Source organism: Psychrobacter sp. CX10 (genome assembly GCF_057621575.2).
The window spans coordinates 2,953,550-2,980,168 of the sequence record NZ_CM177736.1 but is presented as its reverse complement, the minus strand read 5'-3'; the positions used below and the strand labels follow the sequence as shown (position 1 = coordinate 2,980,168).

The window sequence follows — 26,619 nt, the reverse complement described above, 5'->3', positions numbered from 1 at the left end:
CTATTTAGTTTTTTATTTCTTTAACCCTTTATTTCTTTAACCCTTTATTTCTTTAAGCCTGCTTTTCTATCTCATTCCAAATGTCTTTAAATCGATGCTCAAGCTTCGTGCGCATCTCAGTGGTCAGCTTGGTACATAGGTGTCTTAAGCCATGGACAGGGATGCTGCGAACTTCAGTATAAGCGTAATACGCCTCCATCTTTCCAATTAAAGGCAGTTTATTAACAATGATCTCACTGTCATCACCATACTGCTTTAAAAAGCGATCAAAAGATCGCCAGCCCATGCAAATGATATGCTTTGGATTGATGTATTCAATATCAAGCTGGGTTAAAGCAGCATGCTCAGCTTGCATCTGATTAGGCAGCTGTGCTAACTGAGCTTGTAGTACCGTTTCTTTTGGCGCGGCAAAATAGGAGATAAAGCTGGTTTCAGCACAGTGTTCTAAACGCTCGATGTCACCTGCACACACAATTTCAATAATACGATTGGCATAGCGGCTACCACGCTTAGAATCTTCAATGTATTTGCACTCAACAGGTTCAAATTCTTTAACAACCGATTGGGCTCGGCGTGCTTCTATATCACCCCAATCTTCTCGGTTGCTGTGTCCAGGATTGATACTCACAAATAGCATATCAGGGTTATTGGGTTTACCTGTGATAAAGTTACCTGTATAGCATAGAGGATTGTTAGTTAAGATAAGATTAGCACGTGATACAAACTGATTAATTCGCTGCTGTTTTTCTTTTAAATGATTGTGCAACACGTGTGGCCCTTTAATTGTTTTGCTGGATTATATATCTAAGTTCGTTTCTCTACCGTGGGCATGAATACGCCGTCTTTCTTGACGCTGATAACGAAGACCTGAGCCTGCATACCATTTTGTCTGCGTATCCTGTAGTAGCTCACTCAAACTTTGCAGCTGCTGCTGAAGGCTTTGCGTCAACCAAAAATAGCCCTGCCATTCAAAGGTAAGTTGCTTAATGCTGGGATAGTCTGCAACCTGTATACGGGTTATAGGACGAAAAACCTCATCGTTAGGACTACGCAGCACGGCTGCTATATGGCGCATACCTTGTGTCAGTTCACGATGATAATGATCAACCAATACTCGGTTTTCGGCATCGATAGGACTGTGGGCAAGCTTGGGTGCGGCGCTGAGCAACAAGTCAATGGTGCCTATAATATTACGATGGGTACGCTGTATCATGTCTAGAGTCTGCGTATCTATGCCAGATTCTCTAGCCGTTGGCGCAATATGTCCACGCACCTTGAGTAGTCTTTGATTAATTTTCTTAAATTGCGCCACCATGTCTTTATTAACATAAGTAGGAACAGTGTCTTTGGGCGTACCATCCATGAAGGTGCTTATCGTGGTAGCCCCTAAATCCAAATGCACATCGTTTGTACCCAGATTAGCAGGATTGGCAATTACTGGATGATCTAAGCTTAACTCCTTATTATTAGTCTCACTATCCTCATTCTCAGCATTTGCAAACCGATTGTCTAAGCTTGGGTCTGAAATATAAGCTTCTACCCCATCATACATCTTCGCACAGGCAACAAGGTTATTCGCCAATAAAAAACGCCACATCAAAGTGGATTTTAGCGGTAAGATTAGTGACGCTACGACTGAAAATAAGGTGCCTATAAGCACGTTAATAGCCCGTGCGATACCATCTGGACCAATACTATTGCTACTGGCGATTATCATGCACATAGTAATACCTGTTAATAGTCCGATATATCCCAGATTTTTGATTGAGAAATAACCAATAAAAGAGCTAATGATGCCGACTATAATATAATACAACCACATCGCGCCCAGTGGTGCCAGTAAGTCTTGATTAATCCATAGTAAAAATAAACCAACCACAATACCCAGTACCGTACCCAAAATACGTTCACTTGCTTTGGTATAGATGGCTCCTTGATACTGCAATAAGCCGAGTATGATAAACACCGTAATCGTCGCCCATTCTGAATGAGGAATGGCGGCCCATTTACTAAATAATAAAGTCGCTACTACTGCCACACCCAGCCTTATGGCATGGAGTACATTCGCGTACAGATAGCGGGCATACGGCTCTATAACAGGGGCCACCAATTTTGACTTCAATGAGTTTTTCATTCACACGTTTCTGTTTTTCAAGTAAGTTTCTGTCCTTCAAGTAAAAGCTTCTGTTTTCAAGTGAAAGGTTAAATAGCCTTATTTTTAACTTCTTTTTTTATCAAGTTACGGTCAAACACAACGCCGTTTATCAAATGCTCAGCCTCCCTGATATCATCAAACAGTTCAAAATCTGGAGTCACGTCATTTTGTTTGATAACACTCATGTCACCCGTTGTTTCCATGATAACGGCGAATATTTCAGTTTTTGATTTTACACTATTTTTGCGCAGCACTTCTTGTATATCGCTTTTTGATAGATTGGCCTTTTTGATATTTACCCATAGAAACTCACCATGCGCCATCAATACCAATGGCTCATTATCTATAAACATCTTAAGTGGTTTAAACTTACGACGTAAAAGTGAAAATATGCCTTGCAATAAGAACAGTATGCCAATACCGACTAGACCTTGCATCAAAGAAGGTGTCTTTGAAAGCACTGTTGAGGCAAGCATACTACCTACAGCTACGGTCATCGCAAAGTCATGGCTTGATAATTTTGAAAAACTACGTAAGCCCATTAACCGGGTAAAAATTATCAACCCAAAATATATACCTATTGCCGACAAGATAACGCCCGTTACTTGATTCCAGTCCATCGCAAACCATTTTGACCACTCCATAATAGCTCCTAATGTGTTTAATGTGTTTAATTCAGACTCTTTTAATAAAAGATTTTATAAATGTTTTAGCCAGTTTAACTTATTGAATTAATTGTCCCTAAAACAATAGCTAGTATTAAACACGACTACCTATAATGCATAACAATTGTTTACCCTATTTAGGTACCTATTCGCTATGCTAATGACATCTGATATGCGAAATAAAAAAGCTATAAGAATATCATTGGAGGCGATAATCCAAATTTTGTAGGTTTATTTCATGGAGAGAATCCTGTTAAGTGGGCCATCATATTTGCAATTATTGCGCTTATCGCAAGCTTTTTAAGCTTCGATGGTGTGGCAGGATTAAGTAATGATTTTACTTATTCTTTTAGTGATAGCGGTAATTTTATTTATCGTGTCATTTTTTTCAAGCAGAACCTAATAGCTGTTAATTAATACGACCTAATAATTAATACCCCCTATCAAACAATAACCGCTATCATGTAAAAACAGTTTCTATTGAATCAGTTGCGTTGACCTTATTTATTCTTATAAAAGCATCTATAGTAGGTATAGGTGCTTTTTTTAGCAAAGCTTTAAACATTACGAACTTGTTAGAATTAATTTATATTAATTAAAGTCAAATTTATTAAGTAGGGTCTGTTGAACATTCAAATATTAGGACTGCTGATAGCTACCAATTAATCAAAGCTGTGTTCCAAACTAGGCATAAACCGACGATAATGCCCGAAGCGTATTGGACCTTAGCTAGGTTTATAACAACGTTTGGGGCAATTTTAGCATCAGCCCTACGGGGCGGGGCTATTTTTTGTCAATATATTGTGAAATTTTCTAACTTAGAATAACTAAGTGTCTAAAATTTCCCTGCATATTGCCTAAAAAATAACCGCCGCCAGTTCCATATTTGTATGTTCAACAGACCCTAATCTGGAGATGTACTCATTCTATGATTTATGACGTTATAGGCGATATACATGGCCACGCTGACAAGCTTAAGGGTTTATTAAATAAGCTTGGCTATAAACTAACCCGGCATCCAACTTTAGATATTGATTATTACCAGCCGCCAAACGGACATCAAGCTGTGTTTATTGGGGACTTAATTGACAGGGGTAATAAAGAGCTTGAAACCTTAGAAATTGTTTATGCAATGATTGATGCTGGCGTCGCAGAGACCGTCATGGGTAATCATGAATACAACGCCTTGGCATATGCCACCCTTGATGAATCCGCGATGCAGCAACGGGCTGCAACTAAAGGGGCTACTGATCCTATCTATTTGCGCCACCACAATGACACCCATGAGCGTCAACATAAAGCATTTTTAGACGAAGTGCCGTTTGGCTCAGAGGCTCATAAGTACTGGCTTGATAGGTTTTATGAATTACCCCTATGGATTGAGACTGAGCATGCTTGTTTTGTTCACGCTTGCTGGGATGTAGACAACATGCAGGTATTAAAGCCCCTGTTAACCGCAGACAATCAACTGACTATGGAGGCTTTACAGCGTACAGGGCAAAAGCACTCTATTGAATACGATGCTTTAGAGAGGGTATTAAAAGGCGTCGAAATTGCGCTACCTTCAGGGTCAAGCTTTACCGATAAAGATGGGGCTGTTCGTAGCCGCGTCAGAGTGAGATGGTGGCAGAAACAATTACAAGGACAACGTATTGTCGATATCGCTCGTGCGCCATCTCACGATATGCAGCAAATACCCAAAGACGCTGTGGCAAAAAACCTTGAGTTTAAATTGAAAACTGATAAACCGGTCTTTATTGGTCACTACTGGCTTACCGGACAACCTGAGCCACTTAGCGATCAAGTAGTTTGCACAGACTATTCAGCAGCTGGCTCTGGTTATTTAACGGCCTATCGCTTTGATAGCAGTCATCCGATGCCACTGTCTGCCGATAACTTTGTGCAATACAAACACGATAAAGACCATAAATAATAAGGCATTGTTTAGTCCTTACAAAATTTAAAAAAGTGGCTTTTTATTGCGTCAAAAATTTTGTATGATGGATGTTTTTTCACAGGAATTTCAAAACATGGCAAATGCCAACACCAGCCACAAAACCAGCACTTCGCAAGGACCCATTCAATCTCCAGCGGGTACCCCAAAAGTAGGAATTATCATGGGTTCACAGTCTGATTGGCCTACCATGAGTTTGGGCGTGCAACTATTGGCAGATTTTGGTATTGCGTTTGAATGTGAAGTGGTCTCAGCGCATCGTACGCCTGATAAATTATTTGATTACGCCAAATCGGCTAAGTCTAAAGGGTTACAAGTGATCATAGCTGGTGCTGGTGGCGCTGCTCATTTACCCGGCATGTGCGCCAGTCAGACTGAGTTACCTGTACTAGGTGTGCCCGTTAAATCATCGACTTTAAGTGGATGGGATAGCTTATTGTCTATTGTGCAGATGCCTAAAGGTATAGCCGTTGGCACCTTAGCGATTGGTACCGCTGGTGCTTATAACGCAGGGTTATTGGCCATTCAAATTCTAGCCTTGCAGGATAAAGACTTGGCTAAGAAGTTAGTAGAGTTTCGTAGCAATCAAACAGACACTATTTTAGCCAGTCCAACGCCAGGCGTTATTAACCCGTAGAACTACCAACTCTTCAAAATGGCTGTAAAGCGTCTTCTATACTTATATATTCTCAATTATATTAAGTACAAGCTGATTATATATTAAGGGTCAACCATGACAACAACAAATGCTTATCCTACAACTCAAACTATCCGTACTATCGGCATTTTAGGAGGCGGTCAACTTGGTATGATGTTGGCCGAGGCTGCCCTGCCTCTTGGTTATCGTTGTGTGTTTTTAGAAGATGCCCCAAATTGCCCTGCGTCTTTATATGGTCAAGTATTTAGCAGTGAGCAACTTGAAGGTTTTATCGCGGCGGCCGATGTGTTCACCTTGGAGTTTGAGAATACGCCAGCTGAGACAGTAGCACGCCTCAAGCAAATGTCAGATGCGGGTCAAAAACAAGGTATGTTCCCGCCACCACAAGCTCTTAAAGTGGCTCAAGATCGCTTAAATGAAAAGACTTTATTCAATGAACTAAACATTAAGACCGTCCCCTTTGTCAGTGTTAGCTCAAAAGCAGATCTTAAAGAAGCTTACAATACGCTTGGATTACCTTTAGTACTAAAAACCAGCCGTGGTGGTTATGATGGTAAAGGTCAGTTTGTGGTAAAAACTGAAGCAGACATTGAAGAGGCTTGGAAAGCGCTGGGTGATGCCGTCACTGGTAAAAGTAATCTAACTCTCACACCTGCACCTTTAATAGCCGAAGGCTTTATCGACTTTAGTCGAGAAGTGTCCATTATCGCCACACGTGCGCAAGATGGCACTATCCGCACGTATGATTTAGTGGAAAACCATCATCATACTGGTATTTTGGCAACCTCCCATGCGCCTGCGGTAGGAACCAGTCATCTATTGCCACAAGCAAAAAAAGCCATTGAAACTTTAATGACTCATTTGGATTATGTGGGTACCATGGCTTTAGAGCTCTTTGTTAGTAAAGATGACAAAGGTAAAGATGTTATCTTAGCCAATGAAATTGCACCACGTGTTCATAACTCAGGTCACTGGAGCATCGAAGGTGCCGTTACCAGTCAGTTCGAAAATCATATGCGCGCAGTGGTTGGTTTACCCTTAGGAGATACTGATAATGTATATCCTTCTGTGATGGTTAATGTGCTGGGTGAGTATCCAAATGTGGCTGACGTCTTAGCCATTGACGGTGTACATTATCATACTTATCACAAAGAAGAACGCGCAGACCGTAAAATAGCCCATATAACGTTAATGCCAAACGATGTTGCCCAACTTGATATGGCTTTAGAGCAGTTAATTTCAGTTCTGCCAAATAAGATGGGGTTTGCATCGTGAGTGAAAATAAATCGCCCGATAAAAAAGAGGGCATGACTATCTGGATCGATGCCGACGCTTGTCCCTTGGTGGTAAAAGATCTGATAACCAAAACGGTAGTTCGCACTAATACCCCCGCCATCTTTGTTGCTAATCAGCCGATAAAAGTGCGTAAGTCACCACTGATTGCCATGAAAGTAGTGGGTTCAGGATTTGATGTGGCTGATGACTACATTGCAGATAATGTCAAAAAAGGCGATCTTGTTATTACCAGTGACATTCCGCTGGCCAATGATGTGCTTGATAATGACGGACAAGTATTGACCCCGCATGGTGTTATCTATGATAAAAATAACATCAAACAAAAACTCAATGCTCGTGACTTTATGGACACCATGCGCTCAACAGGCGTACTGGACTTGACGCAAATGGGCGGTCAAAAGCCCTATTCTGATAAAGATAAAAAGATGTTTGCCGATGGGCTAAATAAGCTGGTGCGTTAAGCTTTAAAAAGCCTACCCTTCCCCTACAAACCCAACACCATCCGATGCGCAACCACTCGTCCATTCTCTATTACATCCTCAATAACCTTAAACCCATTGGCTAAATAGAACGGCTTGGCTGTCAATGTCGACTCAGCGGTAAGCGCTGTTATACCTCGTTGAAGAAAGTCTTCTTTCATTCTGTTCAATAATTGTTTGCCTATACCCTGCCCTTGGCAATCAGGTTTCACATAGTTGAGCAATATATCACCTTTCTTTGACACTAAAATAAAACCAGCTATCTGCTTACCAAGCTTATAAACCAAGGCATCATTGTTGCTGATCCATTGTTCAACATGACTTTGCGTTTTATTTGCTAGCCACTGCTCAATTGCAACAGGATCATTTTGATGATCTGCAGCGCAAGATAGAATACTCTCCCTAATCACACTCGCGATTTCTTTTGCATCTTCTATTTTTGCTGGTTCAATCATCTCAGCTTTCCTATTTTAAGTCGTTTGCCTATTATCAATTACTTTTATATTTTAAGTTACTTTAGACGTTTTAAGTTGCTTTAGTAGTTCACTTTTCACCTTTCACGTTGCACTCTCACTTTCACCACGCCCATTATGTTTTTCTAGAAATACTACGTCCACCCCTCAAATCATTCGATTAATCGTTTTTATTTAAAAATAAAAACTAATACAAATCAATATCTTATATTAATTTTAAAATAATTATCTAAAAAAAGTAAAAAATAAGTGTAAGAAAAGTCGCCCGTGCCACGTCTAATTAATAACAGACAAATAACTTGCCATTGATTTGAGTACGACATCATTGAAAGGGCTCTTAGTTTGTAGACTGTTATCACCTATCAATTATTTATCCCTATCAATGGAGTACATCATGAAAAAATCAGCATTTATTACCAGTTTAGCATTAGGTTCACTTATGACTATGAGTGGCGCTAATGCAGCAAACCCCTTTAATGCCAAACCTATGCTAAACGCGCACCAAAGTGATAGTAAAACAGCAGACGCTAAGTGCGGCGAAGGCAAATGCGGCACAGTCAAAAAACCTACCAAAAAAGCGGATGCCAAATGTGGTGAAGGCAAATGTGGTGCAAGTGAATAGCTTTCCCATAGCTTAAAACAGACAGTTACATACAAACGGACATTTATAAACTGAGCGCTGTTGTCACTTTCGCTTCGTAAACAGCACAACGTTTAAACCAATCAATCTTATCAAAAAGGGAATATTATTATGAATACTAAATCAATCGTTGCAAGTTTAGCCCTAGGCTCATTAGTTACCTTAGGTGGTTGTACATCAACCAACCCTTTTTCCGCTAATGAAATGGACTCAGGCTACAAAAACGGTGAAAAAGCCCATCAAGGGTCATGCGGTGCTGAAAAAAGTGCTGAAGGCAATTGCGGCGCCGATAAAAAAGCCGAAAGTTCATGCGGTGCAGACAAGAAAATGGATGCCAAATGTGGTGAAGCCAAATGTGGTGGCACTAAATAGCTTTAACAGACGCAATTTCCCATTACTGGGTTGACCTTCAAGGTTTACCCATCCAATCAGATTTATAAAGGACTACTATGACGTTACCAATGCCAAGCTCGTCTACAACCGTTAAAGATGCCACTGTTCAATCAAAAAAACAGTTAGGCGGAGCAGGGCTTGGGTTTCGTCGTGAGCTTTTGGCTGAGATGGGTAAATCTGATCTGTCTGCTATCGATTTTTTTGAGATATCGCCAGAGAATTGGTTAAACTCTAATGGTCAAATGGGCGGTCAATACCACAAGCAGTTAAGATCATTTACTGAACAACACCCCTTCGTTTGTCATGGCTTGTCGCTATCAATCGGTAGCACAGCCACTTTAGATACCGCACTTTTAAAAAATATCAAAGCCTTTATGCAGATCCATGATATCGGGCTATACACCGAGCATCTGTCTTGGTGTAGCGACACCTCGGGTCATTTATATGACTTGCTCCCTATCCCTTGTACTGAAGAGGCGGTTTATTGGGTGGCTGATAGAATTAAGCAGGCCCAAGATATTTTGGGTCAGCAAATTGGGTTTGAAAATGCCTCTTATTACTTTAGTCCCCCAACGAATGGCGTCAGCTGTGATATGAGCGATGCTGAATTTATCAGTGCCGTTGCCAATGAGTCAGACTGCTTATTGCATTTGGATGTGAATAATATTTATGTCAATAGTCAAAACTTTGGCTTTGATGCGCACGAGTACTTACGGCAACTGCCACTTGAGCGTACCTGTTATCTCCATGTGGCGGGGCATCATACTGAAGAAGATGGGCTGATTGTAGATACTCATGGTGCAAGCGTGATTGATCCTGTTTGGGCATTATTATCGGACGCTTATGCCCTTATCGAGCAAAAAACAGGACATCCTGCCAACACCTTACCGACCTGTTTGGAGCGCGATTTCAATTTTCCAAGTATGGATGAATTGATTGATGAAGTGGCCTATATTCGCCAGTTACAGGCTCAGTCAATTAAGCCACAAACGAGTTCTGCCCAAAAAGCGACGTTACCCTATCCGTCATTGTCTAGTTATAGGGCTAATAATAGTCAGCAGGCTAATCAAGGCCTGCAGACTAAGGATGGTCAGCATGACCTTATCTAAAGTGATTTCTGCTAACGCTGATACCTCGGTAGCTTCTGAATTAACAGCCACCTCATCTCTGGTAGAGTTTCAGCAAAATTTTGGTCAATATATACGAGAACAAAAGACCGGTATCGACAATCCCAACTCGGACAATGCTTCCCCTTATCTTACAAACGAGACTCATACACACGAAAATCTCACAAATGTGACTCTCGCAAACGGGGCATCCATCCCCAGTCGTATTGGTCATTTATATCAAACTCTTGTATTTAATAACATACGGGGCTTCTTAGATAAATGCTTTCCCGTTTGCCAAAGTTTGATTAGTGATGATAAATGGCTATATGTTTGCAAGCAGTTTTTCCTTAACCATCCTTGCCATAGTCCTTATTTCACAGAAATTAACCAGCACTTTGTCGATTATTTATCTGAACCTAATGTATTAGAACAATTAGAGCTTCCGCCTTATTTTGCCGAATTAGCACATTATGAATGGGTCGAGCTTATGGTCGATACCTATAGTCTCGACACTTTGCCAATTACCGCTCCGATGGTTAACACTGAGCAGCTTATCAGTGACTCGGCTTTGGATGACAGCGATTTAGATTTAAACGATATGGGTTTAAACGATTTGAGTGTAAGCTATTTAAGCATCAATCCAAGCGTTCAAAACTTACACTATCAGTGGCCGGTACACCTGATTAGCTCGGAGTTTCAACCCAGTAATCCTGAGGACAGTTTTTACTTGGTCTATAGAGATCATCAGAATAAGGTTCAGTTTATGACCGTTAATGCGCTCACTTATGCCCTAAATGACTTTATCCAAAGCCATGTCAGTAGCAGTAGCAATGTCGATAACTATAGCCCAATTATGGCAACTGACAGTGGTCTGACCAAATTGATGCAAGCGTTTGCTAACCACTTAGGATATGACGACGAGCAGATTTTAGTATCCTTTGGCATACCTTTAATTCATCAGCTAGTGGATCAGCAGGTTTTAATACCAATACCGGATAAAAAACTTAGGACTTACTAGAATAACTGTATTTAACTATTTATAGCAGCTAGGTGATAGCAGACTGGGAATTATTTATTAAACTTCTGGCACCACCTTTCAGACAGTGTCAATAAATGATACCCAGTCGCTATAGTCTTCATTATGCTTAAGTCCTAACCGTCCAAATATCTAGAACCCTTTTCTAACATTGAGAGTATCTTATGAGCTTTGCCAGCAACACCCTTAGACCCTTTAACGCCGTTATTTCTCGATTAGAATCGTTAGATTTTATTGCGCCTTTAGCGATACGCTTATACCTTGCGCCTATTTTTATCAGTGCAGGCTGGAACAAGGTCACAGGTTTTAATGACATCGTACAATGGTTTGGCAATAGTGATTGGGGATTAGGCTTGCCAATGCCTACGCTAATGGCAGTACTGGTTATTTTGGCAGAATTAGTGGGCGGCATTGCGTTATTATTAGGACTAGGCACCCGTTTTGTGTCATTCTCCTTGATTATTACCATGTTGGTGGCGATGTTTAGCGTGCACTGGGTCAACGGCTGGTATGCCATTACCCCGACCAATCCAGAAACCAGCCTTTCTAGCCTAATGAATACGTTTGGCTTTTGGGGCAGTGAGGCCAGTTTAGAGAATACCAATGAGGCGGCGGTACGCTTGGATAAGGCAAAAGAGATATTACAAACTCATGGTAATTATGACTGGCTAACCGAAACGGGTAATTTTGTGATACTAAACAATGGTATTGAGTTTGCGGCCACCTATGCAGTCATGCTACTGGTCACCTTATTTTATGGTGCGGGTCGTTATGTGAGTTTAGATTATTGGCTAAATCCTTCTGCCTCTAAGCGACAGTATCGCTACAAGACTTAATTAGCTTATACTTTTACTTATGATTTTGCTTATGCCTAAACCTTGCACTTTAAAGTTATACCCTGAATACTAACTACTAACTACTAACTACTAACTACTAACAACCGTATCCGATAACTTGTCTTGTTTGACAACGGTACATATAAGAGCTGTTAAAATGAACGACGTCAGTCAGCTTCCCGTCCCAGAGCATTCTAGTATTACCCCGCAGTTTGTCGAATCAGTTCGTCATCAAATGCTTGCATTTGCTCGCCTACAATTGGACGATTATCACTTGGCAGAAGATGTGGTTCAAGATGCGTTACTCTCAGCGCTACAATATAGTGATCAATTTAAAGGCAATGCCGCTTTTAAAAGCTGGGTATTTGCTATCTTAAAAAACAAAATTATTGATAATATTCGCAAAAATAGTAAGTACACCACGATATCGAGTCTTCAAGAGACTAGCGATGGCAATGAAGATAGCTTATTGGATGACCTATTTGATGAGGCTGGATCTTGGTATCCAGAGTGTAAACCGAGTCAATTTGATGACAGTTGGTGTGACCCTGAAGCCCATGTCCATACCGAGGGGTTTTGGCAGGTGCTCGAGGCCTGCTTAATTAATCTGCCAAATGAGCAAGCGCGCGCATTTTTAATGCGTGAATACATTGAGCTTGAGACCCGAGAGATCTGTGAAACGCTTTGCATAAGTAGCAGTAATTATTATGTGTTAATGCATCGAGCACGCCTAGGTCTTCAGACGTGTTTGTCCATAAAGTGGTTTAACTATGCTGACGAATAACGGCTTTCTTGGACAAGGGTTTTATAAAAAAGGTATAGTCAAAGAAGTTTTAAAAGGGTTATAAGGCAACCGAGTGCAAGTACTACTGTAGTAGGCTTAACGAGGGTAACACTGCAACCATTTAGTCGTTCGCTGACTATATTAGAGAGCTGTAGAGAATTCATCGATATTAAGGCTAAGGCGACATACACTATGAAAAACTGTAAACGTATCACCAAAATTGTCAGCGATGGGCAAGAGCGACCATTACATCTTGCGGAAAAAATACAACTGCATTCCCATTTAATAATGTGCCCTGGATGTCGAGCGTTCAAAGACAACAGTAAAACATTGAGTAAAATTATGAAAGACTTTCAGTCCAAAGATACTCATAGTCCCTCTGAAAATGAGTAGCACATCTAACAATTAACTTATCGATGAAGGCCAGTATATATACTACTTTAATGCTACTTAATGGCTTAAACGCTACTTAATGGTACAAAAGGGTTAATTGCTTGACCTAATCGAATTACTTGAAACTGTCGAATTAATTGAAATTGTCGAATGGCTTATAGTTGTCGGATGGCTTATAGTTGTCGAATGGCTGGCATACTAAGCCCTATCCACACCAAACCCGATCACATCATCAATATTTTTTGCACCCGTCATCACCATCATCAACCTATCAATGCCTAGCGCAATGCCACTACACGCTGGCAGCGCATCGCAAGCCGCCAATAGACGCTCATCGATTGGCATAACAGGCAACCCTCGCTGAGTCCGTTCAATATTATCCTGCTCAAATCGCGCCCTTAATGCTTGACTGTCTGCCAGTTCATCATACGCATTGGCAATCTCAATGCCATTGATATATAACTCGAATCGTTTGGCAACCTTATTACCGTCACTATCCGTTTCAATTTTTGCCAAAGCCGCGGTCGCAGGGGGATAATCGGTTATCAAAGTCGGACTATCGTGACCCAAATTAGGCTCTACTAGGTGGCTAAACAACAAATCTAGCCACCCTTGATGATCCTCCCCCAAATCGATACCAGACAGACCATTATGCTTTGCAATAGCCGATAAATTATGGCAATTGGCACTTAAAGGGTTTACACCCACATAATCCATATATGCTTGGCTATAACTGTAGTGTGTTAGTAACTGCTCACGCTCAAAAACCACAGTGAGCAATTCAGCCAGCTCTAAAGCCAGCTCATTTAGACTAAATCCAGGACGATACCACTCAAGCATCGTAAACTCACTGTTATGACGATGACCCACCTCATTATCTCTAAATACAGGACAAATCTGATAAATCGCCACTTGCCAAGCTGCCAACATACGTTTCATGGCAAATTCTGGTGACGTATGTAGGTAGTAAGTTGTTGGGGTATCTTGGAGAGTAATATTGGCAGAAATTGATGGCACAAACACATCTGTATTGCCTGCTTGAGAAAGCAGAGGCGTTTGTACTTCTAGTACGTTTTTCTGTGCGAAAAATTCTCGGATTTTGGCAAGCATCTCGGCACGTTTATGAGCCATCCCAAGGTTCATTGTAGGGTGGAAATCAAGTGATTGAGACATGGAAACACCCTATACAAATAGCCATTCACGGCGCAGAGAATAGTTTTTACGAAGAACATCAAACGCCTCAGCAGGTACAGCTTGCTCACTGCTATCGACACTGTCTCTAAGCAACTTATCATCTGCTTTAATATCATAAAACTCAGTCAGTTGTTGCGGATTATCTTTTAGCTGCTGCCACTTATATGGATTCTCAAGCAATAAATCAGCCATTAAGTCCTGCTCTTTAATGGTCAAGATATCTGTACCCCTCTCGCCATAAGAGCGTACAAAAGTATCAAAAATCATCTGCGTCCCTCGCAGCTTGCCCTCAAGGGTATAACCAGCAATATGTGGCGTGGCAATCGTTAATCTATTTAATAACTCGGCACTAACGGTTGGCTCATGTTCGAACACATCAAGCACAACCTGACGCTCAGGATGTTTATCCAAATTCGCCAATAAATCTGCTTCATTGACCACAGCACCACGTGAGGTATTGATTAGCATTGTATCTACCGGCATTTTTTCTAAAACAGTACTATTAATCATATGCTGGGTGGGCAACTCACTATAGCCCAGCATGGTCAATGGTACATGTAAGCTAATAACGTCGCTTTCACGAAGCACTTTATCAAAGCTTGCATTGTTAATCTTAGAATCAGCTAACAAAGGGTCATAACCTAGCACCTGCCAGCCTAAATCTAACGCATAACGGGCAAGGGTACTGCCAATATTGCCCAAACCGATAATACCTAACTTTATTGGCTCTATTGGCTTTATTGGTTTGGTAGGTGTATCTTTACTGTCTTTATATGCCCAATACTGAGGACGCAGTGTTAGGATGGCGCTAATGACATACTGCGCAACTGAGTGCTTACTACAGCCAGCTGCATTGGAAAAATGAACACCATGCTGAATTAGATAATCTTGATCGACATGATCCGTACCTATGGTTGCAGAGCCCACATATTTAACAGTGCTATTGTTTGCTAAAAGCGCTTCGTTTATTGGAGTAACTGAACGAATCAGTAATGCGTCAGGCTGATACTCAGCAATGACTTTGGTATCGATATCACGACCAGCCATCGCAATGAGATTAATAGACTGCTGCAACACTTGCTCATTAAAATAATCATGTAAATTCGCAATATTACTATCAGCGATTATGGTCAGCATACTTACCCTTTTTATTATATAAACGCTTTTATACCCTACTGGATATTGTAGGTGGCATTTTTTATACGTGCTTTTTTTTAAGTGTTTTTTTATAGTTTCTATTAATTAGTTTCTATTTATATAGGTGCGGTTTATTATAGGTGCTATTTAGCGTAGCTATTATTTTTCGTGGGTGCTATTAGCCGCCTTGGATTCATCTGTTGCATCGGTTGTATCTACCTGAGCGGAATCCTCTAAGTCAGGCGCTTTGCCTATGACGACAATATTGTTTTTCTTTAAGCTACTAGCATTTGAGTTACTGGCTTCATTAATATCAAGGTTAGCATTTGGGTCAGCTGCAGAAGGCGTTTGCGTCGCTTCTTTGTCTAAACCCTGTTCTAAACCTTGCTCTACACGATGTAAAGCAGAATCTGCGAACGGATATTTACTAAACGAGACCACATCAGGAGATATTTCAAATGACACAGGGGTTTCTGCAGGCGTCCATTGGTGACGATGGAGCCTGGTATAGAATGGCGCAAAAATCACATTACGGTGCTCATTAATCCATTCGCGCCATACAGCCAGAGCAATGGCTAACACCACAGGCCCAATAAACAGACCGACAAATCCAAAAGCGGTTAATCCGCCTAACACCCCAATAAAGATAATGATAAAAGGAATCTTAGTAGCGCCTGATATGACGATAGGACGAATTAAATTATCTACCCAGCTTATAACCAAAGTCCCCCATAACGCTAAGCCAATTGCTTCAGCAGCCATTCCTTGAGTAAATAGCCAAATACACACCCCGCCCCAAGCAAAAGGCGTACCAAACGGGATTAACGCAATCACAAAGGTCATTAGCGTTAACAAAATTGGACTTGGCGCCCCAGCAAAATAGTAGCCAATACCTGCCAAAAACGCCTGCGCCAAAGCAGTCAAACCAATGCCATACACAACAGCTTGGGTAGTAGATCCTACCGAATCAATGTAATTATCAATCCGATTGCCAATAATGTTACGCAGCGCTTGACGAATTTGTTTCATCAAACTGATACCATCACGGTAAAAGAAAAACAGCGTCATGAGCGCCATACCTAGCTTTGCCATGGTACTAAACGCCACATCTAACGCTACCTTACCGTAATACAAATGCGACTGCATCCACGCTCTAAATGCATTTAATGAAGCTTCAGGGTCTTTATTTATCTCCCACAAGATATCTTTGATCTGTTGCCCAATGACAGGTAAGTTCTTAATCTCTTCTGGCAAATCAACATAGCCTGCTTTGATACGGTGTAATAATGTACCGTACAAATTAAGCGCCTCTTGTTGTAAAACAAACAGCCCAAGCACGATGGGTACGCCTAAAATCAGTGATACAGTCACCGTCATGATACCGGCGCTCATATCAGAGCTTAATTTAACTTTTCGATAAAAGAAATTGTAAAGAGGGTATGTCACATAAGCCAAAATCGCTGCCCAAAGTGCAGGCACGATGAAAAACTGTACCACTTTAAAACACAGTATAAATAAGATAACCAACAATGTTGCGGTTAATATTCGCTGCGTAACCAGCTCACGTGTCCAGTTTTCAATCATGATAACGCATACCTAAAGAAATACAGTCTTAACAATGCCTCAAATACGATGCCACAGATTCGATACTATAATATTTAATACTATAAGGTTCGAAAGTATAGATTCGATAAAATAAAAAATAATCTTAAGAGAGTTATGATAAAAAGAATAATGTCAAAGAGTGACGCTTAATATTATGCGATAAAGTCATATAAATGAGTAATGCTAACTTGTAATTATTACTTACAATATTACTGCTAGAGCATTAGAGCTGCTGAGAATCTAACACATTATCTTAAAGTCAAAATATTGAGGAAACGAGTGCAAACACGACCGTTAATAAGTTCAGTGAGCTTGACATATAGTCGGCGAACTTATAAAGAGTCACGGTGTTAACCTCGTTAAGCCTACCCTAGTAGTACTTGCACTCGGTTGCCTTGTGACTACTTTAAAGTTCTTTGACTATAGGGAGTTATATATCAAAAAAGGTTAAATTTTCAAACGTTAGATATCAAAAAGGACATAATCGAACGTTATGCCCTCTTAAAAAGACTGGTATTTTTAAAAACCAATTAGGATGTCATTAAATCTGTAACTCGCCGACATCGGCAACCGTCAAGAATAACTCACGTACCTGTTTTAACAAGGACAATCTATTAGACTTCAACGCGTCATTGTCGCTATTCACCATTACATTATCGAAGAAATCGGTAAGGGGTGATTCAAGTTTCGTTAAGGCCTGTAGAATATCGTTATACTTAGCTTCGGACTGTAGCGGCGCGACTGTTTCTTGTGCCTTGACTACGGCATTGTATAACGCTTGCTCGGCCGCTTCTTTTAATAAGCTTTGGGTCACCCTATCACTAACCTTACCTTCAGATTTGGCTAAAATATTGGCCACACGTTTATTAATTTCAGCTAAGGTGGCCGCTTGAGGCAGCTTACGGAATGCACTTACCGCATGGATACGCTGGTCAAAGTCCATTGGTACAGCGGGGTCGATGGCTAAAACCGCTTGAATCGTATCAACACTCATACCTTGCTCGACATACATAGCACGATATCGTGAGTTCACAAAATCAATAACTTGGGTTAAAGTTTCCTCACTATTTTCGAGCCTACCCTCGTAATTTGTAATGGCTTGCTCAATTAGCTTATCTAGATTAATAGGCAGCTGTTTTTCAATCAGGATACGCAGTATCCCAATTGCTGAGCGGCGTAGGCTAAACGGATCTTTTGATCCCGTTGGCGCTTGATTAATACCAAAGATACCGACTAACGTATCCAAACGGTCGGCCAATGCTAAGCAAATACCGATTGGCGTTTGCGGCAATACATCACCACTAAACTTAGGTAAATACTGCTCTTCGATAGCCGCTGCTATGGTTTCTGGCTCCCCATTCAATCGCGCATAATAGGTACCTGCAATACCTTGTAATTCCGAAAATTCACCAACTAAGGTACTGGTTAAATCAGCTTTAGACAATATCGCAGCGCGTTTAGTTTGCGCGATATCAATATCAGTATAACCTTCTATGTTATCTTCTATTAATAGTGAGGCAATTGAGGCTGCAAGTTTGGCAATGCGTTCAGACTTCTCCCAAATTGTGCCTAATTTATCTTGGAATACGCGTGTTTTTAGACTCTCAGCCATTTCAATTAGTGGCTGCTTTTGATCTTGCAGGTAGAAAAACTCAGCATCTGCCAAGCGTGGACGCACAACCTTTTCGTTACCGCTAACCACTTGACTTGGGTCTTTGGATTCAATATTACTGATGAAAATAAAGTAAGGTTGTAGCTTACCGTCTTTATCAGTTAAGCAAAAATACTTTTGATCCGCTTGCATGGTGCTGATTAAAGCTTCTTGAGGCACTTGCAAAAACCGCTCTTCAAAGCTGGCTCGTAGTGCTACCGGCAAGTCTACTAATGAAGTAACTTCATCAAGTAACTCTTGCGGCACGATGGGCTGCGAATCAACCTCATCTGCTAATGATTTAACTCGCTCTAAAATGGTTTGCTGACGACGATCAAAATCTGCTATCACTTTATTGTCTTCAAGCAGGCTTTCATAATCTTTAGCATGACTAATCGTAAACGCAGTTGGGGAGTGATAACGATGTCCTAAGGTTTGATTAGCAGACGTTAAGCCTTGAATTTTTGCTTCAATAACTTGATCATCTTGCATAAGTACCAACCACTTAACAGGACGCACAAACTCTTCACGACTAGCACCAGAGCGCATACGCTTGGCAATCGGTAGATTGTCTAATGCAGTTTGAAAAATAGCAGGCAATAGCTCAGTTGTTGCTTGACCATGTACAGTTAAATCATAACCAATGTAATCCCCTTTGTCGGTATTGATGGTTATTAAGTCATTTACATCTACGCCCAATCCTTTAGCAAAACCTTGTGCTGCGCGTGTGGGGTTGCCCTCGCTATCGTAAGCGGCTTTAACGGCTGGACCGCGTTTTTGCTCACTACGGTCTGGCTGCTTTTCGCTAATGCCCTCAATTTGGATGGCCAAACGACGTGGTGCGGCAAAAGCTTTGATCTGATCATAACTAATATTGGCGTCTTTTAGTTGACTCTCAACGCTTGCTTTTAGCGAATCGCGTAGGGGTTTTAGACTCTTTGGTGGCAGCTCTTCACTACCAAGTTCAAATAAAATTGTGCTCATGTGGCTCTCTGTGATTATAAGATGTTATAAATATTTATCTCGCTATTGAGTTCAAGTGTGCAGGCTTGACGTGATCTACTTTTGATTGCCGCCTTTCTTAATGGCTTGTTTGTCTTTCTTCCCGTCTTTCTTGCCATCCTGCTTCTCGCAAGCTTCAGCACTCTCATGTGGTAAATACTTTTTCAAAGCCGCTTCTTTATGCGCCTCATCTGCCAGTGGGAATCCAAGTTTTGCGCGTGCCTGAACATAACCTTGCGCAACTTTACGCGCCAAGGTACGCACTCTTAAAATAAAGCGTTGACGTTCCGTGACTGATATTGCGCCACGAGCATCTAATAGGTTAAAGGTGTGCGACGCTTTTAATACCATCTCATATGCTGGCAAAGGAAGATCCGCTGCTACCAATTTATCCGCTTGCTGCTCATAAAAATCAAATAGTTCAAACATTTTTGGTACATCGGCGTGTTCAAAGTTATAAGTAGATTGCTCTACTTCATTTTGGTGGAACACGTCGCCATAGGTCACTTTACCAAATTCACCATCGGTCCACACCAAGTCATAAACACTATCGACACCTTGGATATACATAGCCAAACGCTCAAGGCCGTATGTAATTTCACCCGTCACCGGGAAGCATTCAAGCCCGCCCACCTGCTGAAAATACGTAAACTGAGTGACTTCCATACCATTAAGCCAAACTTCCCAGCCAAGACCCCACGCCCCTAGTGTGGGCGACTCCCAGTTATCTTCTACAAATCGCACATCATGCGTGAGCGTATCGATACCTATGGCTTCAAGTGAACCCAAATAAAGCTCTTGAATATTGGAAGGATTAGGCTTCATCACCACTTGGAACTGATAATAGTGCTGTAGACGATTTGGGTTATTACCATACCGGCCATCCGTAGGCCGACGTGACGGCTGCACATACGCTGCGTTCCAAATTTCTGGGCCTAATGAGCGTAGAAACGTGGCAGTATGAAACGTGCCTGCACCCACTTCCATATCATATGGCTGTAATACCACACATCCTTTATCTGCCCAATAGGTTTGCAACGTTAAAATGAGTTCTTGAAATGTCATAAAATAGCCATGTTTTGAAAGAAAGAAATAATAAAAATAAGGGTTGATGATCAACAAATAATAAAGCTTGTATATTTTGATATAAATACATAATTTTTAATACGCTAACCTTACTAAAAAAACGCGAATTTATCTAGGGTCTGCGCAATATTCGAGCATTAGGATACAAAGGCACTAATGTACACAAAAAAATACCTAGATGGTTAGCCATCTAGGCAGGAGGAAAACAAATCGGAACTTTAATTTAATTATTAGGAATTTAGCTATAATAAGGGATGTTGTGATATTTTTGAAAGTTATAATGTAAAAGGTAAAAAGTTGCTTGAATTAATAGGTGCTTAAATTAACAAATGCTTGAATTAATAGGTGCTTAAACTAAATTACCTTAAAACCCTAACCCTGTACTTTCAAACCAATAACTATAAACTTTTAAGTAATACATAAAACTTAAAAATGTTTAAACATAAGAATCTACAGATGCTTTAGGCATTATTAGCCATAAAATTAAATAGATTAATATACCAGGTACGCCAGTACTTGCACTCGAAATAATCACGAATAAAATACGAGTTAAGTTAGGTGACCAACCAAAATATTCTGCAATACCGCCCATCACACCTGCAATCATTTTATGATTACGTGAACGATGTAATTTATTAAGTCTTTGCATTTACATAACTCCTTTATATAATGAGATATCCGTCCAAAGCTACTTAAACACTATTAACACCACGACAAATTAACGCTATGATACCGATAATAGCTGTCAATTATTTAACCTATAACTCATAAATAAATTAATATATTTGTGCGGAGATATTTAGAATATCTCAAATATCCAATGTCGTTCTATTATAGCTAAATTGAGTAAAAATGCTGTTTATCCTTTATAAGGAATTTGTAAGTTTGTAGTCAAAGAATCTTTCCAAATTTTCGCAACTGTCACTAAAGCATAAAACAGATGTACAATGTAACTATATGATTCTATTGGACTATTAATAATTAACAGAATTTAATATCAAGCAGCCTATCTATAATTTTATATAACCTGTAGATTGAATTTTGTAGAATAAACTCCCTTAATATAACCCTCGACAAGATCTATAATATATTTGCGTTCATATACATTTAATAAGCCGCTCTAAGGACAAGTTATGCAAAAATCCGGACTTATGATAGGACATTTCGAACCCCTACATTTAGGACATATTCGCACTATTTTGCATGCTTCTTCTTTGGTCGAAGTTTTGCATATTGTGATAACCCGGCACCCCAACCCGAATCCTAAGTTTCCAGTGACTTTGCAAGACAAAGCGCGCTGGTTGCAGATGGCCTGTAGCGATCTTCCTTTTATCAGGATTCATGTGTGCGATGATTTTTCATTCCCAGTACATGATAGTGTTGAAGACATTACAATTAACATTGATGCCTACAACGCCAAAATCGATTATATTCAAGATAAATTTTCGATAGATAAAGATAACGTATTACTGGTTACCGAAGGTCACCCCCTATCTAAACCTGCGGTGACTACGTCATTAAATATGGACGTCACCAGCACCCCTCTTCATCCTGAGTTTGATAGTACAGCGATTCATTTTAACCCGATTGCCAACTGGGACATTATTCATCCCGAAGCTCGTGGCAGTTACACCCGAACAGTCGCTATCGTTGGCGGTGAAAGCTCTGGAAAAACAACTTTGGCGCACAAACTTGCCAATTATTACGGCGCTGACTTGGTGTTAGAAATGGGTAGGCTGTATGTCGGTACCGATCTAGGGGGTACTGAGGTGGGTTTGCAATATAACGACTACGGTCCAATTGCACTTGACCACGCCCAAGCCATGCGTGAGATCATGTACCAAGCGCAAGCGCCTATTACAATTGTGGATACTGACTTTGTCACGACACAAGCGTTTTGTGAAGAATACGAAGGTCGTACTCATCCTTTTGTCACGGCGTGTATTGAAGAGTTTCGCTTCGATCATACTTTATTTTTGGCCAATAACACCCCTTGGGTTGCTGATGGTATGCGCTCACTGGGCTCTGAAACAGCCCGAGACCGTTTTGAGAGTCGCTTGGTAGATATTTTTAATCGTCATAATATAGATACTTTCCGTATCTCTAGCCCAGACTATTTCCAGCGTTATGCCGATGCCATCAATTATATTGACAAAAATATTTATAATACAACGCGCTAAGTAAGGTTTATCATAACGATCAAATTTTGCTATTATCGCCCTAACGTCTCTCATCAAGCTAGTGGTTTGGTTATGTGTTTAGAGATTCGGTTACGGTAGGTCATTGATTCAGGATTTCAGCGATTCACATTAACTTTCATCGATTCACATTAACTTATGGATGTTAATCACACCTTCTAAACCAGAACCACAACTATAAAGGACTCATATGCGCATAAAGTTTTTGGATAATATTACGGGAAAATGGGCCATGCAATGGATTGTTGCATGGTTTTTATTTGGTGTTATTGCATTGAGTTCAGGGTTTTGGCTAACTACTGAGCATGAGACGTTAGATTGGTTTTATTTGGGCGTCTCATTGGTCGGCTTAGTCTGTGTGGTATCGCTATCCTTTCGCAAAAACGTAATGGGTAATGGACTGGGTATGGCAGCAACCGCTGGTGAAGTGGTGGTGCAAGCTACCTCTGGCGCTGTTGGCTTAATGCTTGCTCCTTTATTTAATTTCTTTACGCATGTGTATGGCTTGTTTTATTGGTCTAAAAATACAGATGCTGATGGTAATATGATACCCAAGTCAGCGACCAAGTGGGTATGGATGGTGACCATTGCTTTTATTGCTATTGGCTTGGCTTTATTCCCTATAGTCAACGAATGGCTTGCGCATCAAGGTTATGCGGTCGTTAAAAATGATGGCAGTCAGTTCTTAGGTAAGATAGACTTTTATTGGATTAACGTCTTTGCCTTTATACTGTCCATTACGGCGCAAGCTACTATGATTCTGCGTTATTCATTTAATTGGTGGATATGGATTATGGTTAATTTCGTATGGCTAATTGTAAACCTCATGACGGGCAATTATATTTTTGCCATTCAAACTATGGTGTATCAAATTAATTCTTTTGTTGGTTTGTATGAATGGCAACGAAACGCCCGTGATAGCACGTCTTAATAGCCATATAAACCTCATCGTTATCAACTGTATGCTTTAGACTGTATGTTAGGTACTGCGTGCTTTATATAATACATTAGAGTGAGGTATTAAATACGATGTTCCATAAAAAATACCGCGACTCTCTCGCGGTATTTTTATAGATAAGAGTTTATTGGAGCAGGTTATACTTTAATAAATCAAGCCAATGATCAAATAAATCTTACCACAAATGAATTAAACCTTGTTAGGCGTATAGTCTTTAAGCGCCGCAATACGATCATCTAATGAAGGATGCGAGCGAAAGAAGTTAGCAATGCTAAAGCTTTGCGTCTGACCGGTCGCTATCGCAAACGCCTTCATGTTATCTGGCATTTGGGCAGGGCTGGCTTCAACAGGTCGCAGGGCATCAAGCGCACTTACCATTTTGTCACGGCCTGCAAGCTTTGCGCCCATCTGGTCAGCACGGTATTCACGCTTACGCGAGAACCACATCACAATGGCGGATGCTAAGAATCCAAGCAATATATCCATCACAATACTGGTGACAAAATACCCAATACCGGGGCCATCTTCGTTTTTAAATACCACTCTATCTACAAAGCTACCCACGATACGTGCAAAGAACATCACAAAGGCATTTATCACCCCTTGAATCAGCGCCAAAGTCACCATATCACCATTAGCGACGTGGCCAATTTCATGCGCCAACACAGCTTCTACTTCATCTGGCGTCATAGAGTGTAGCAGTCCTGAAGACACGGCAACTAAGGCTTTGTTTTTATTCCAACCCGTTGCAAAGGCATTTGGCTGTGCATTATCAAAAATCCCTACTTCTGGCATATCGATATTGACTGCTTTGGCTTGCTTTGCCACTGTATCCATCAACCATTTTTCTGTGGCGTTACTTGGAGTGTCGATAACGACTGTCCCTGTTGAGCGCTTTGCCATCCATTTTGACAATAATAGAGAGATCATTGACCCTACCATGCCATATATCGCACACATTACCGCTAAGCTACCTAGATTCAGACCGCCCACACCATGTACAGACCCTAGCCCAAAGACGCTAGACAAAATACTAAATACAATGCCGAATACAACCAGCACTGCTAAGTTTGTTAATAAAAATAACCCCACACGCATCATACGCTTTACTTCCTTTTCAAAGTTTCAATACAACGTCAACGCCCATATTACTTAATCATTCCGTATCATTCAACGGTGTAGAATGTATCCATTAAATGATGTCACATAACTTATGACTAATAACTTATGCTAGATAGCTTATAAATAGCTTTTAAATAGCTTTTAAATAGCTTTTAAATAAAGATAACCGATATAACTGGGTTTACTGCTGCTGTTGTCCTACTCTTGTTTAAATACTTAAATACTTATGTTAGTTAATAAAATGGGGGTGGTGAGGTCTTTATTCAATATTTCTTGCTGATTAACTATAACTTACTTATTCAATATTACTTCGTCATTCAATCTAGGGCGCCTCTCTTATCTATAAATTAAAAATTAAGTTGAACATCAAGCAGATAGGCTATGCAATTAACTTATGTGTTTACATTACCTATGTGTTTACAACAAGCTAGCTACCTGCAATAATAGAATTCTACATTCATCACTAATAAGGACATTAGGATGTCATCTCGTAAGCAATCTACCAAACGCTCCTTAGAACAATGGCTTGCTGACTATGCGGTTAGCCATCAAAACCCAATTAATAAAACCATTCACTGGCTGTGCGTTCCTACCATTTTTGCCAGTATTTTAGGTATGGGGATGTCAGTCGCTGCATGGTTCACTATCGTGGTCGCCATGTTGATAGCCATATTTTACTTCAAACTGTCCCCGCCTATGTTCGTTGCAATGGGCATATTTACGCTGATTTGTTTTTCAGTAATTGCCCTATTACCTATTGGCTTTAAAGGATGGGCGGCTGTATTTGTCGTGGCATGGATTGGTCAGTTCATCGGGCATAAAATAGAAGGCAAAAAACCTTCTTTCTTTGAAGACCTACAGTTCTTACTGATCGGACCAGCTTGGGTTGCCAATACTTTGTTTTTACGTCGTAAAATTAAACCTACTCAGACTGCTTGAGTCAGACTGTTTAAGTTTTATACGTATCGGTGAACATGGATGCATATTTGATCAGTTTGATATGTATTTTATATACTAAAATACAACCAAATTGCTTCAAACAGCAGTAGCCTTGTGTGTGCTAAACTTATATATTTATTAAACTTTATCGCTTTAAATATAAGTATTACTAATAAATGTTTATGCGTACTTAATTATCTATCTAGTAATAGTTTAAGTCAATTATTAAGCTTTAGGATCATCATAAGGAGATTAACTGTGAAAATATTAAAAAATGCTGTCACTATCGCCGTTTTAGCAGGACTTGGTACGTTAAGTGTGGCCAGTAATGCCGCTACTTATGAAATTGACCCGCATCATGCCAACGCACGTTTTTCGGTAGATCATTTCGGTACTTCTACCAACGCTGGTGGTTTTTATGGTTTAACAGGTATTGTAGAGTATGAACCTAATAAGCGTGAAGGCTTTGTTGGGGTTACGATTCCAATTAGCAGTATTGATACTGGTAATCGCAAGTTTAACGACCATTTAAAGTCTGCTGATTTCTTTAATGTTGAGGAATATCCAACAGCTTACTTCAAGTCTACAGATTGGGTATTTAATGGCAATAAAGTTGCTGCCGTGAATGGGCATCTTACGTTGCTTGATCAGACTCACCCTGTTACACTGACAGCCACTAAGTTTAACTGCTATGATAGCCCCTTACTAAAAACCCAAGTATGTGGTGGCGATTTTGAAACCACTATCGACAGAACTAAATGGGGTATCGACACCTACACTGATGGCGGCATGATGAAGGATATTAAGCTTAAAATTCAAATCGAAGCTGGTTTGAAAAAATAAAATCTATATATGA

25 protein-coding genes and 2 pseudogenes are annotated in these 26,619 nt (G+C 40.4%); 16 read left to right on the top strand and 11 right to left on the bottom strand.

Annotation, left to right across the window (positions count from 1 at the left end; all coding sequences use genetic code 11):
* Positions 1–52 precede the first annotated feature (52 nt).
* The 3 genes from AC21OH_RS12110 to AC21OH_RS12100 all read right to left on the bottom strand — a co-directional run bounded on the left by AC21OH_RS12110 (position 53) and on the right by AC21OH_RS12100 (position 2,799).
* Positions 53–769: a hypothetical protein gene (locus AC21OH_RS12110; RefSeq protein ID WP_487370136.1), complete on the bottom strand. Its 717-nt coding sequence runs from the start codon at positions 767–769 to the stop codon at positions 53–55.
* A 27-nt stretch (positions 770–796) separates the two neighbouring features.
* Complete coding sequence (locus AC21OH_RS12105) at positions 797–2,134, bottom strand: FUSC family protein (RefSeq protein WP_486535079.1); 1,338 nt, start codon at positions 2,132–2,134, stop codon at positions 797–799.
* A gap of 68 nt (positions 2,135–2,202) precedes the next feature.
* Positions 2,203–2,799, bottom strand: coding sequence for a DUF421 domain-containing protein (locus AC21OH_RS12100; protein WP_487370137.1), 597 nt, complete (start codon positions 2,797–2,799; stop codon positions 2,203–2,205).
* Positions 2,800–3,084: 285 nt separating this feature from the next.
* On the opposite strand from AC21OH_RS12100, the pseudogene AC21OH_RS12095 reads away from it, so the two are divergent.
* The 5 genes and pseudogenes from AC21OH_RS12095 (at position 3,085) to AC21OH_RS12075 (ending at position 7,189) form a co-directional block, all read left to right on the top strand.
* A pseudogene (locus AC21OH_RS12095) lies at positions 3,085–3,223 on the top strand (DUF1328 family protein).
* 525 nt (positions 3,224–3,748) lie between these two features.
* Positions 3,749–4,753 (top strand): metallophosphoesterase, encoded by a 1,005-nt coding sequence (locus AC21OH_RS12090; protein WP_487370138.1) that lies wholly within the window; start codon positions 3,749–3,751, stop codon positions 4,751–4,753.
* Positions 4,754–4,850: 97 nt separating this feature from the next.
* Positions 4,851–5,411 carry a 5-(carboxyamino)imidazole ribonucleotide mutase gene (purE, locus tag AC21OH_RS12085; protein WP_487370139.1) on the top strand — a complete coding sequence of 187 codons (561 nt, stop codon included), beginning with the start codon at positions 4,851–4,853 and terminating at the stop codon, positions 5,409–5,411.
* Positions 5,412–5,507: 96 nt separating this feature from the next.
* A complete protein-coding gene (locus AC21OH_RS12080; RefSeq protein WP_487370140.1) occupies positions 5,508–6,707 on the top strand; it encodes a 5-(carboxyamino)imidazole ribonucleotide synthase in 1,200 nt (399 codons plus the stop codon).
* Between the two features lie 32 nt (positions 6,708–6,739).
* Positions 6,740–7,189: a YaiI/YqxD family protein gene (locus tag AC21OH_RS12075; RefSeq protein WP_487370175.1), complete on the top strand. Its 450-nt coding sequence runs from the start codon at positions 6,740–6,742 to the stop codon at positions 7,187–7,189.
* Between the two features lie 23 nt (positions 7,190–7,212).
* Here the strand turns inward: AC21OH_RS12075 and AC21OH_RS12070 are convergent, their stop codons facing one another.
* Positions 7,213–7,662 carry a GNAT family N-acetyltransferase gene (locus tag AC21OH_RS12070; RefSeq protein ID WP_487370141.1) on the bottom strand — a complete coding sequence of 150 codons (450 nt, stop codon included), beginning with the start codon at positions 7,660–7,662 and terminating at the stop codon, positions 7,213–7,215.
* A gap of 412 nt (positions 7,663–8,074) precedes the next feature.
* On the opposite strand from AC21OH_RS12070, the gene AC21OH_RS12065 reads away from it, so the two are divergent.
* The 7 genes from AC21OH_RS12065 to AC21OH_RS12035 all read left to right on the top strand — a co-directional run bounded on the left by AC21OH_RS12065 (position 8,075) and on the right by AC21OH_RS12035 (position 12,871).
* Positions 8,075–8,302 (top strand): HvfA family oxazolone/thioamide-modified RiPP metallophore, encoded by a 228-nt coding sequence (locus AC21OH_RS12065; RefSeq protein WP_487370142.1) that lies wholly within the window; start codon positions 8,075–8,077, stop codon positions 8,300–8,302.
* Positions 8,303–8,431: 129 nt separating this feature from the next.
* Complete coding sequence (locus tag AC21OH_RS12060; protein ID WP_487370143.1) at positions 8,432–8,692, top strand: HvfA family oxazolone/thioamide-modified RiPP metallophore; 261 nt, start codon at positions 8,432–8,434, stop codon at positions 8,690–8,692.
* Between the two features lie 77 nt (positions 8,693–8,769).
* Positions 8,770–9,822, top strand: a complete 1,053-nt coding sequence (locus AC21OH_RS12055) for an HvfB family MNIO-type RiPP peptide maturase (protein ID WP_487370144.1) — start codon at positions 8,770–8,772, stop codon at positions 9,820–9,822.
* On the top strand, positions 9,809–10,840 hold the full coding sequence (locus AC21OH_RS12050) for an HvfC/BufC N-terminal domain-containing protein (protein ID WP_487370145.1): 1,032 nt from the start codon (positions 9,809–9,811) through the stop codon (positions 10,838–10,840). Before AC21OH_RS12055 ends, AC21OH_RS12050 begins: the two co-directional genes overlap by 14 nt.
* A gap of 182 nt (positions 10,841–11,022) precedes the next feature.
* Positions 11,023–11,694, top strand: a complete 672-nt coding sequence (locus AC21OH_RS12045) for an HvfX family Cu-binding RiPP maturation protein (protein WP_487370146.1) — start codon at positions 11,023–11,025, stop codon at positions 11,692–11,694.
* 157 nt (positions 11,695–11,851) lie between these two features.
* Positions 11,852–12,478, top strand: a complete 627-nt coding sequence (locus tag AC21OH_RS12040) for a sigma-70 family RNA polymerase sigma factor (RefSeq protein ID WP_487370147.1) — start codon at positions 11,852–11,854, stop codon at positions 12,476–12,478.
* A 192-nt stretch (positions 12,479–12,670) separates the two neighbouring features.
* Positions 12,671–12,871 (top strand): zf-HC2 domain-containing protein, encoded by a 201-nt coding sequence (locus AC21OH_RS12035; protein WP_486535091.1) that lies wholly within the window; start codon positions 12,671–12,673, stop codon positions 12,869–12,871.
* 198 nt (positions 12,872–13,069) lie between these two features.
* Here the strand turns inward: AC21OH_RS12035 and epmA are convergent, their stop codons facing one another.
* The 6 genes and pseudogenes from epmA to AC21OH_RS12005 form a co-directional block, all read right to left on the bottom strand.
* Complete coding sequence (epmA, locus tag AC21OH_RS12030; RefSeq protein WP_487370148.1) at positions 13,070–14,044, bottom strand: EF-P lysine aminoacylase EpmA; 975 nt, start codon at positions 14,042–14,044, stop codon at positions 13,070–13,072.
* 9 nt (positions 14,045–14,053) lie between these two features.
* The gene (locus AC21OH_RS12025) at positions 14,054–15,202 is read right to left on the bottom strand and encodes a 4-phosphoerythronate dehydrogenase (protein ID WP_487370149.1); all 1,149 of its coding nucleotides are present in this window, start codon (positions 15,200–15,202) and stop codon (positions 14,054–14,056) included.
* 519 nt (positions 15,203–15,721) lie between these two features.
* Positions 15,722–16,786 (bottom strand): annotated as a pseudogene (locus tag AC21OH_RS12020) (AI-2E family transporter); the annotation flags it as partial.
* 562 nt (positions 16,787–17,348) lie between these two features.
* The gene (gene glyS, locus AC21OH_RS12015) at positions 17,349–19,442 is read right to left on the bottom strand and encodes a glycine--tRNA ligase subunit beta (RefSeq protein ID WP_487370150.1); all 2,094 of its coding nucleotides are present in this window, start codon (positions 19,440–19,442) and stop codon (positions 17,349–17,351) included.
* Between the two features lie 75 nt (positions 19,443–19,517).
* On the bottom strand, positions 19,518–20,525 hold the full coding sequence (glyQ, locus tag AC21OH_RS12010) for a glycine--tRNA ligase subunit alpha (protein ID WP_487370151.1): 1,008 nt from the start codon (positions 20,523–20,525) through the stop codon (positions 19,518–19,520).
* Positions 20,526–20,982: 457 nt separating this feature from the next.
* Positions 20,983–21,195: a PspC domain-containing protein gene (locus AC21OH_RS12005; RefSeq protein WP_486535096.1), complete on the bottom strand. Its 213-nt coding sequence runs from the start codon at positions 21,193–21,195 to the stop codon at positions 20,983–20,985.
* A gap of 484 nt (positions 21,196–21,679) precedes the next feature.
* On the opposite strand from AC21OH_RS12005, the gene nadR reads away from it, so the two are divergent.
* On the top strand, positions 21,680–22,726 hold the full coding sequence (nadR, locus tag AC21OH_RS12000; protein WP_486535097.1) for a multifunctional transcriptional regulator/nicotinamide-nucleotide adenylyltransferase/ribosylnicotinamide kinase NadR: 1,047 nt from the start codon (positions 21,680–21,682) through the stop codon (positions 22,724–22,726).
* Between the two features lie 208 nt (positions 22,727–22,934).
* A complete protein-coding gene (gene pnuC / locus AC21OH_RS11995) occupies positions 22,935–23,675 on the top strand; it encodes a nicotinamide riboside transporter PnuC (RefSeq protein WP_487370152.1) in 741 nt (246 codons plus the stop codon).
* A gap of 216 nt (positions 23,676–23,891) precedes the next feature.
* Here the strand turns inward: pnuC and htpX are convergent, their stop codons facing one another.
* Positions 23,892–24,803: a protease HtpX gene (gene htpX / locus AC21OH_RS11990; protein WP_487370153.1), complete on the bottom strand. Its 912-nt coding sequence runs from the start codon at positions 24,801–24,803 to the stop codon at positions 23,892–23,894.
* A 501-nt stretch (positions 24,804–25,304) separates the two neighbouring features.
* Here htpX and AC21OH_RS11985 point away from each other — a divergent pair.
* Both AC21OH_RS11985 and AC21OH_RS11980 read left to right on the top strand, forming a co-directional pair.
* Positions 25,305–25,763, top strand: a complete 459-nt coding sequence (locus AC21OH_RS11985; protein WP_486535100.1) for an Mpo1 family 2-hydroxy fatty acid dioxygenase — start codon at positions 25,305–25,307, stop codon at positions 25,761–25,763.
* A 258-nt stretch (positions 25,764–26,021) separates the two neighbouring features.
* Positions 26,022–26,606, top strand: a complete 585-nt coding sequence (locus tag AC21OH_RS11980; RefSeq protein WP_487370154.1) for a YceI family protein — start codon at positions 26,022–26,024, stop codon at positions 26,604–26,606.
* Positions 26,607–26,619 lie beyond the last annotated feature (13 nt).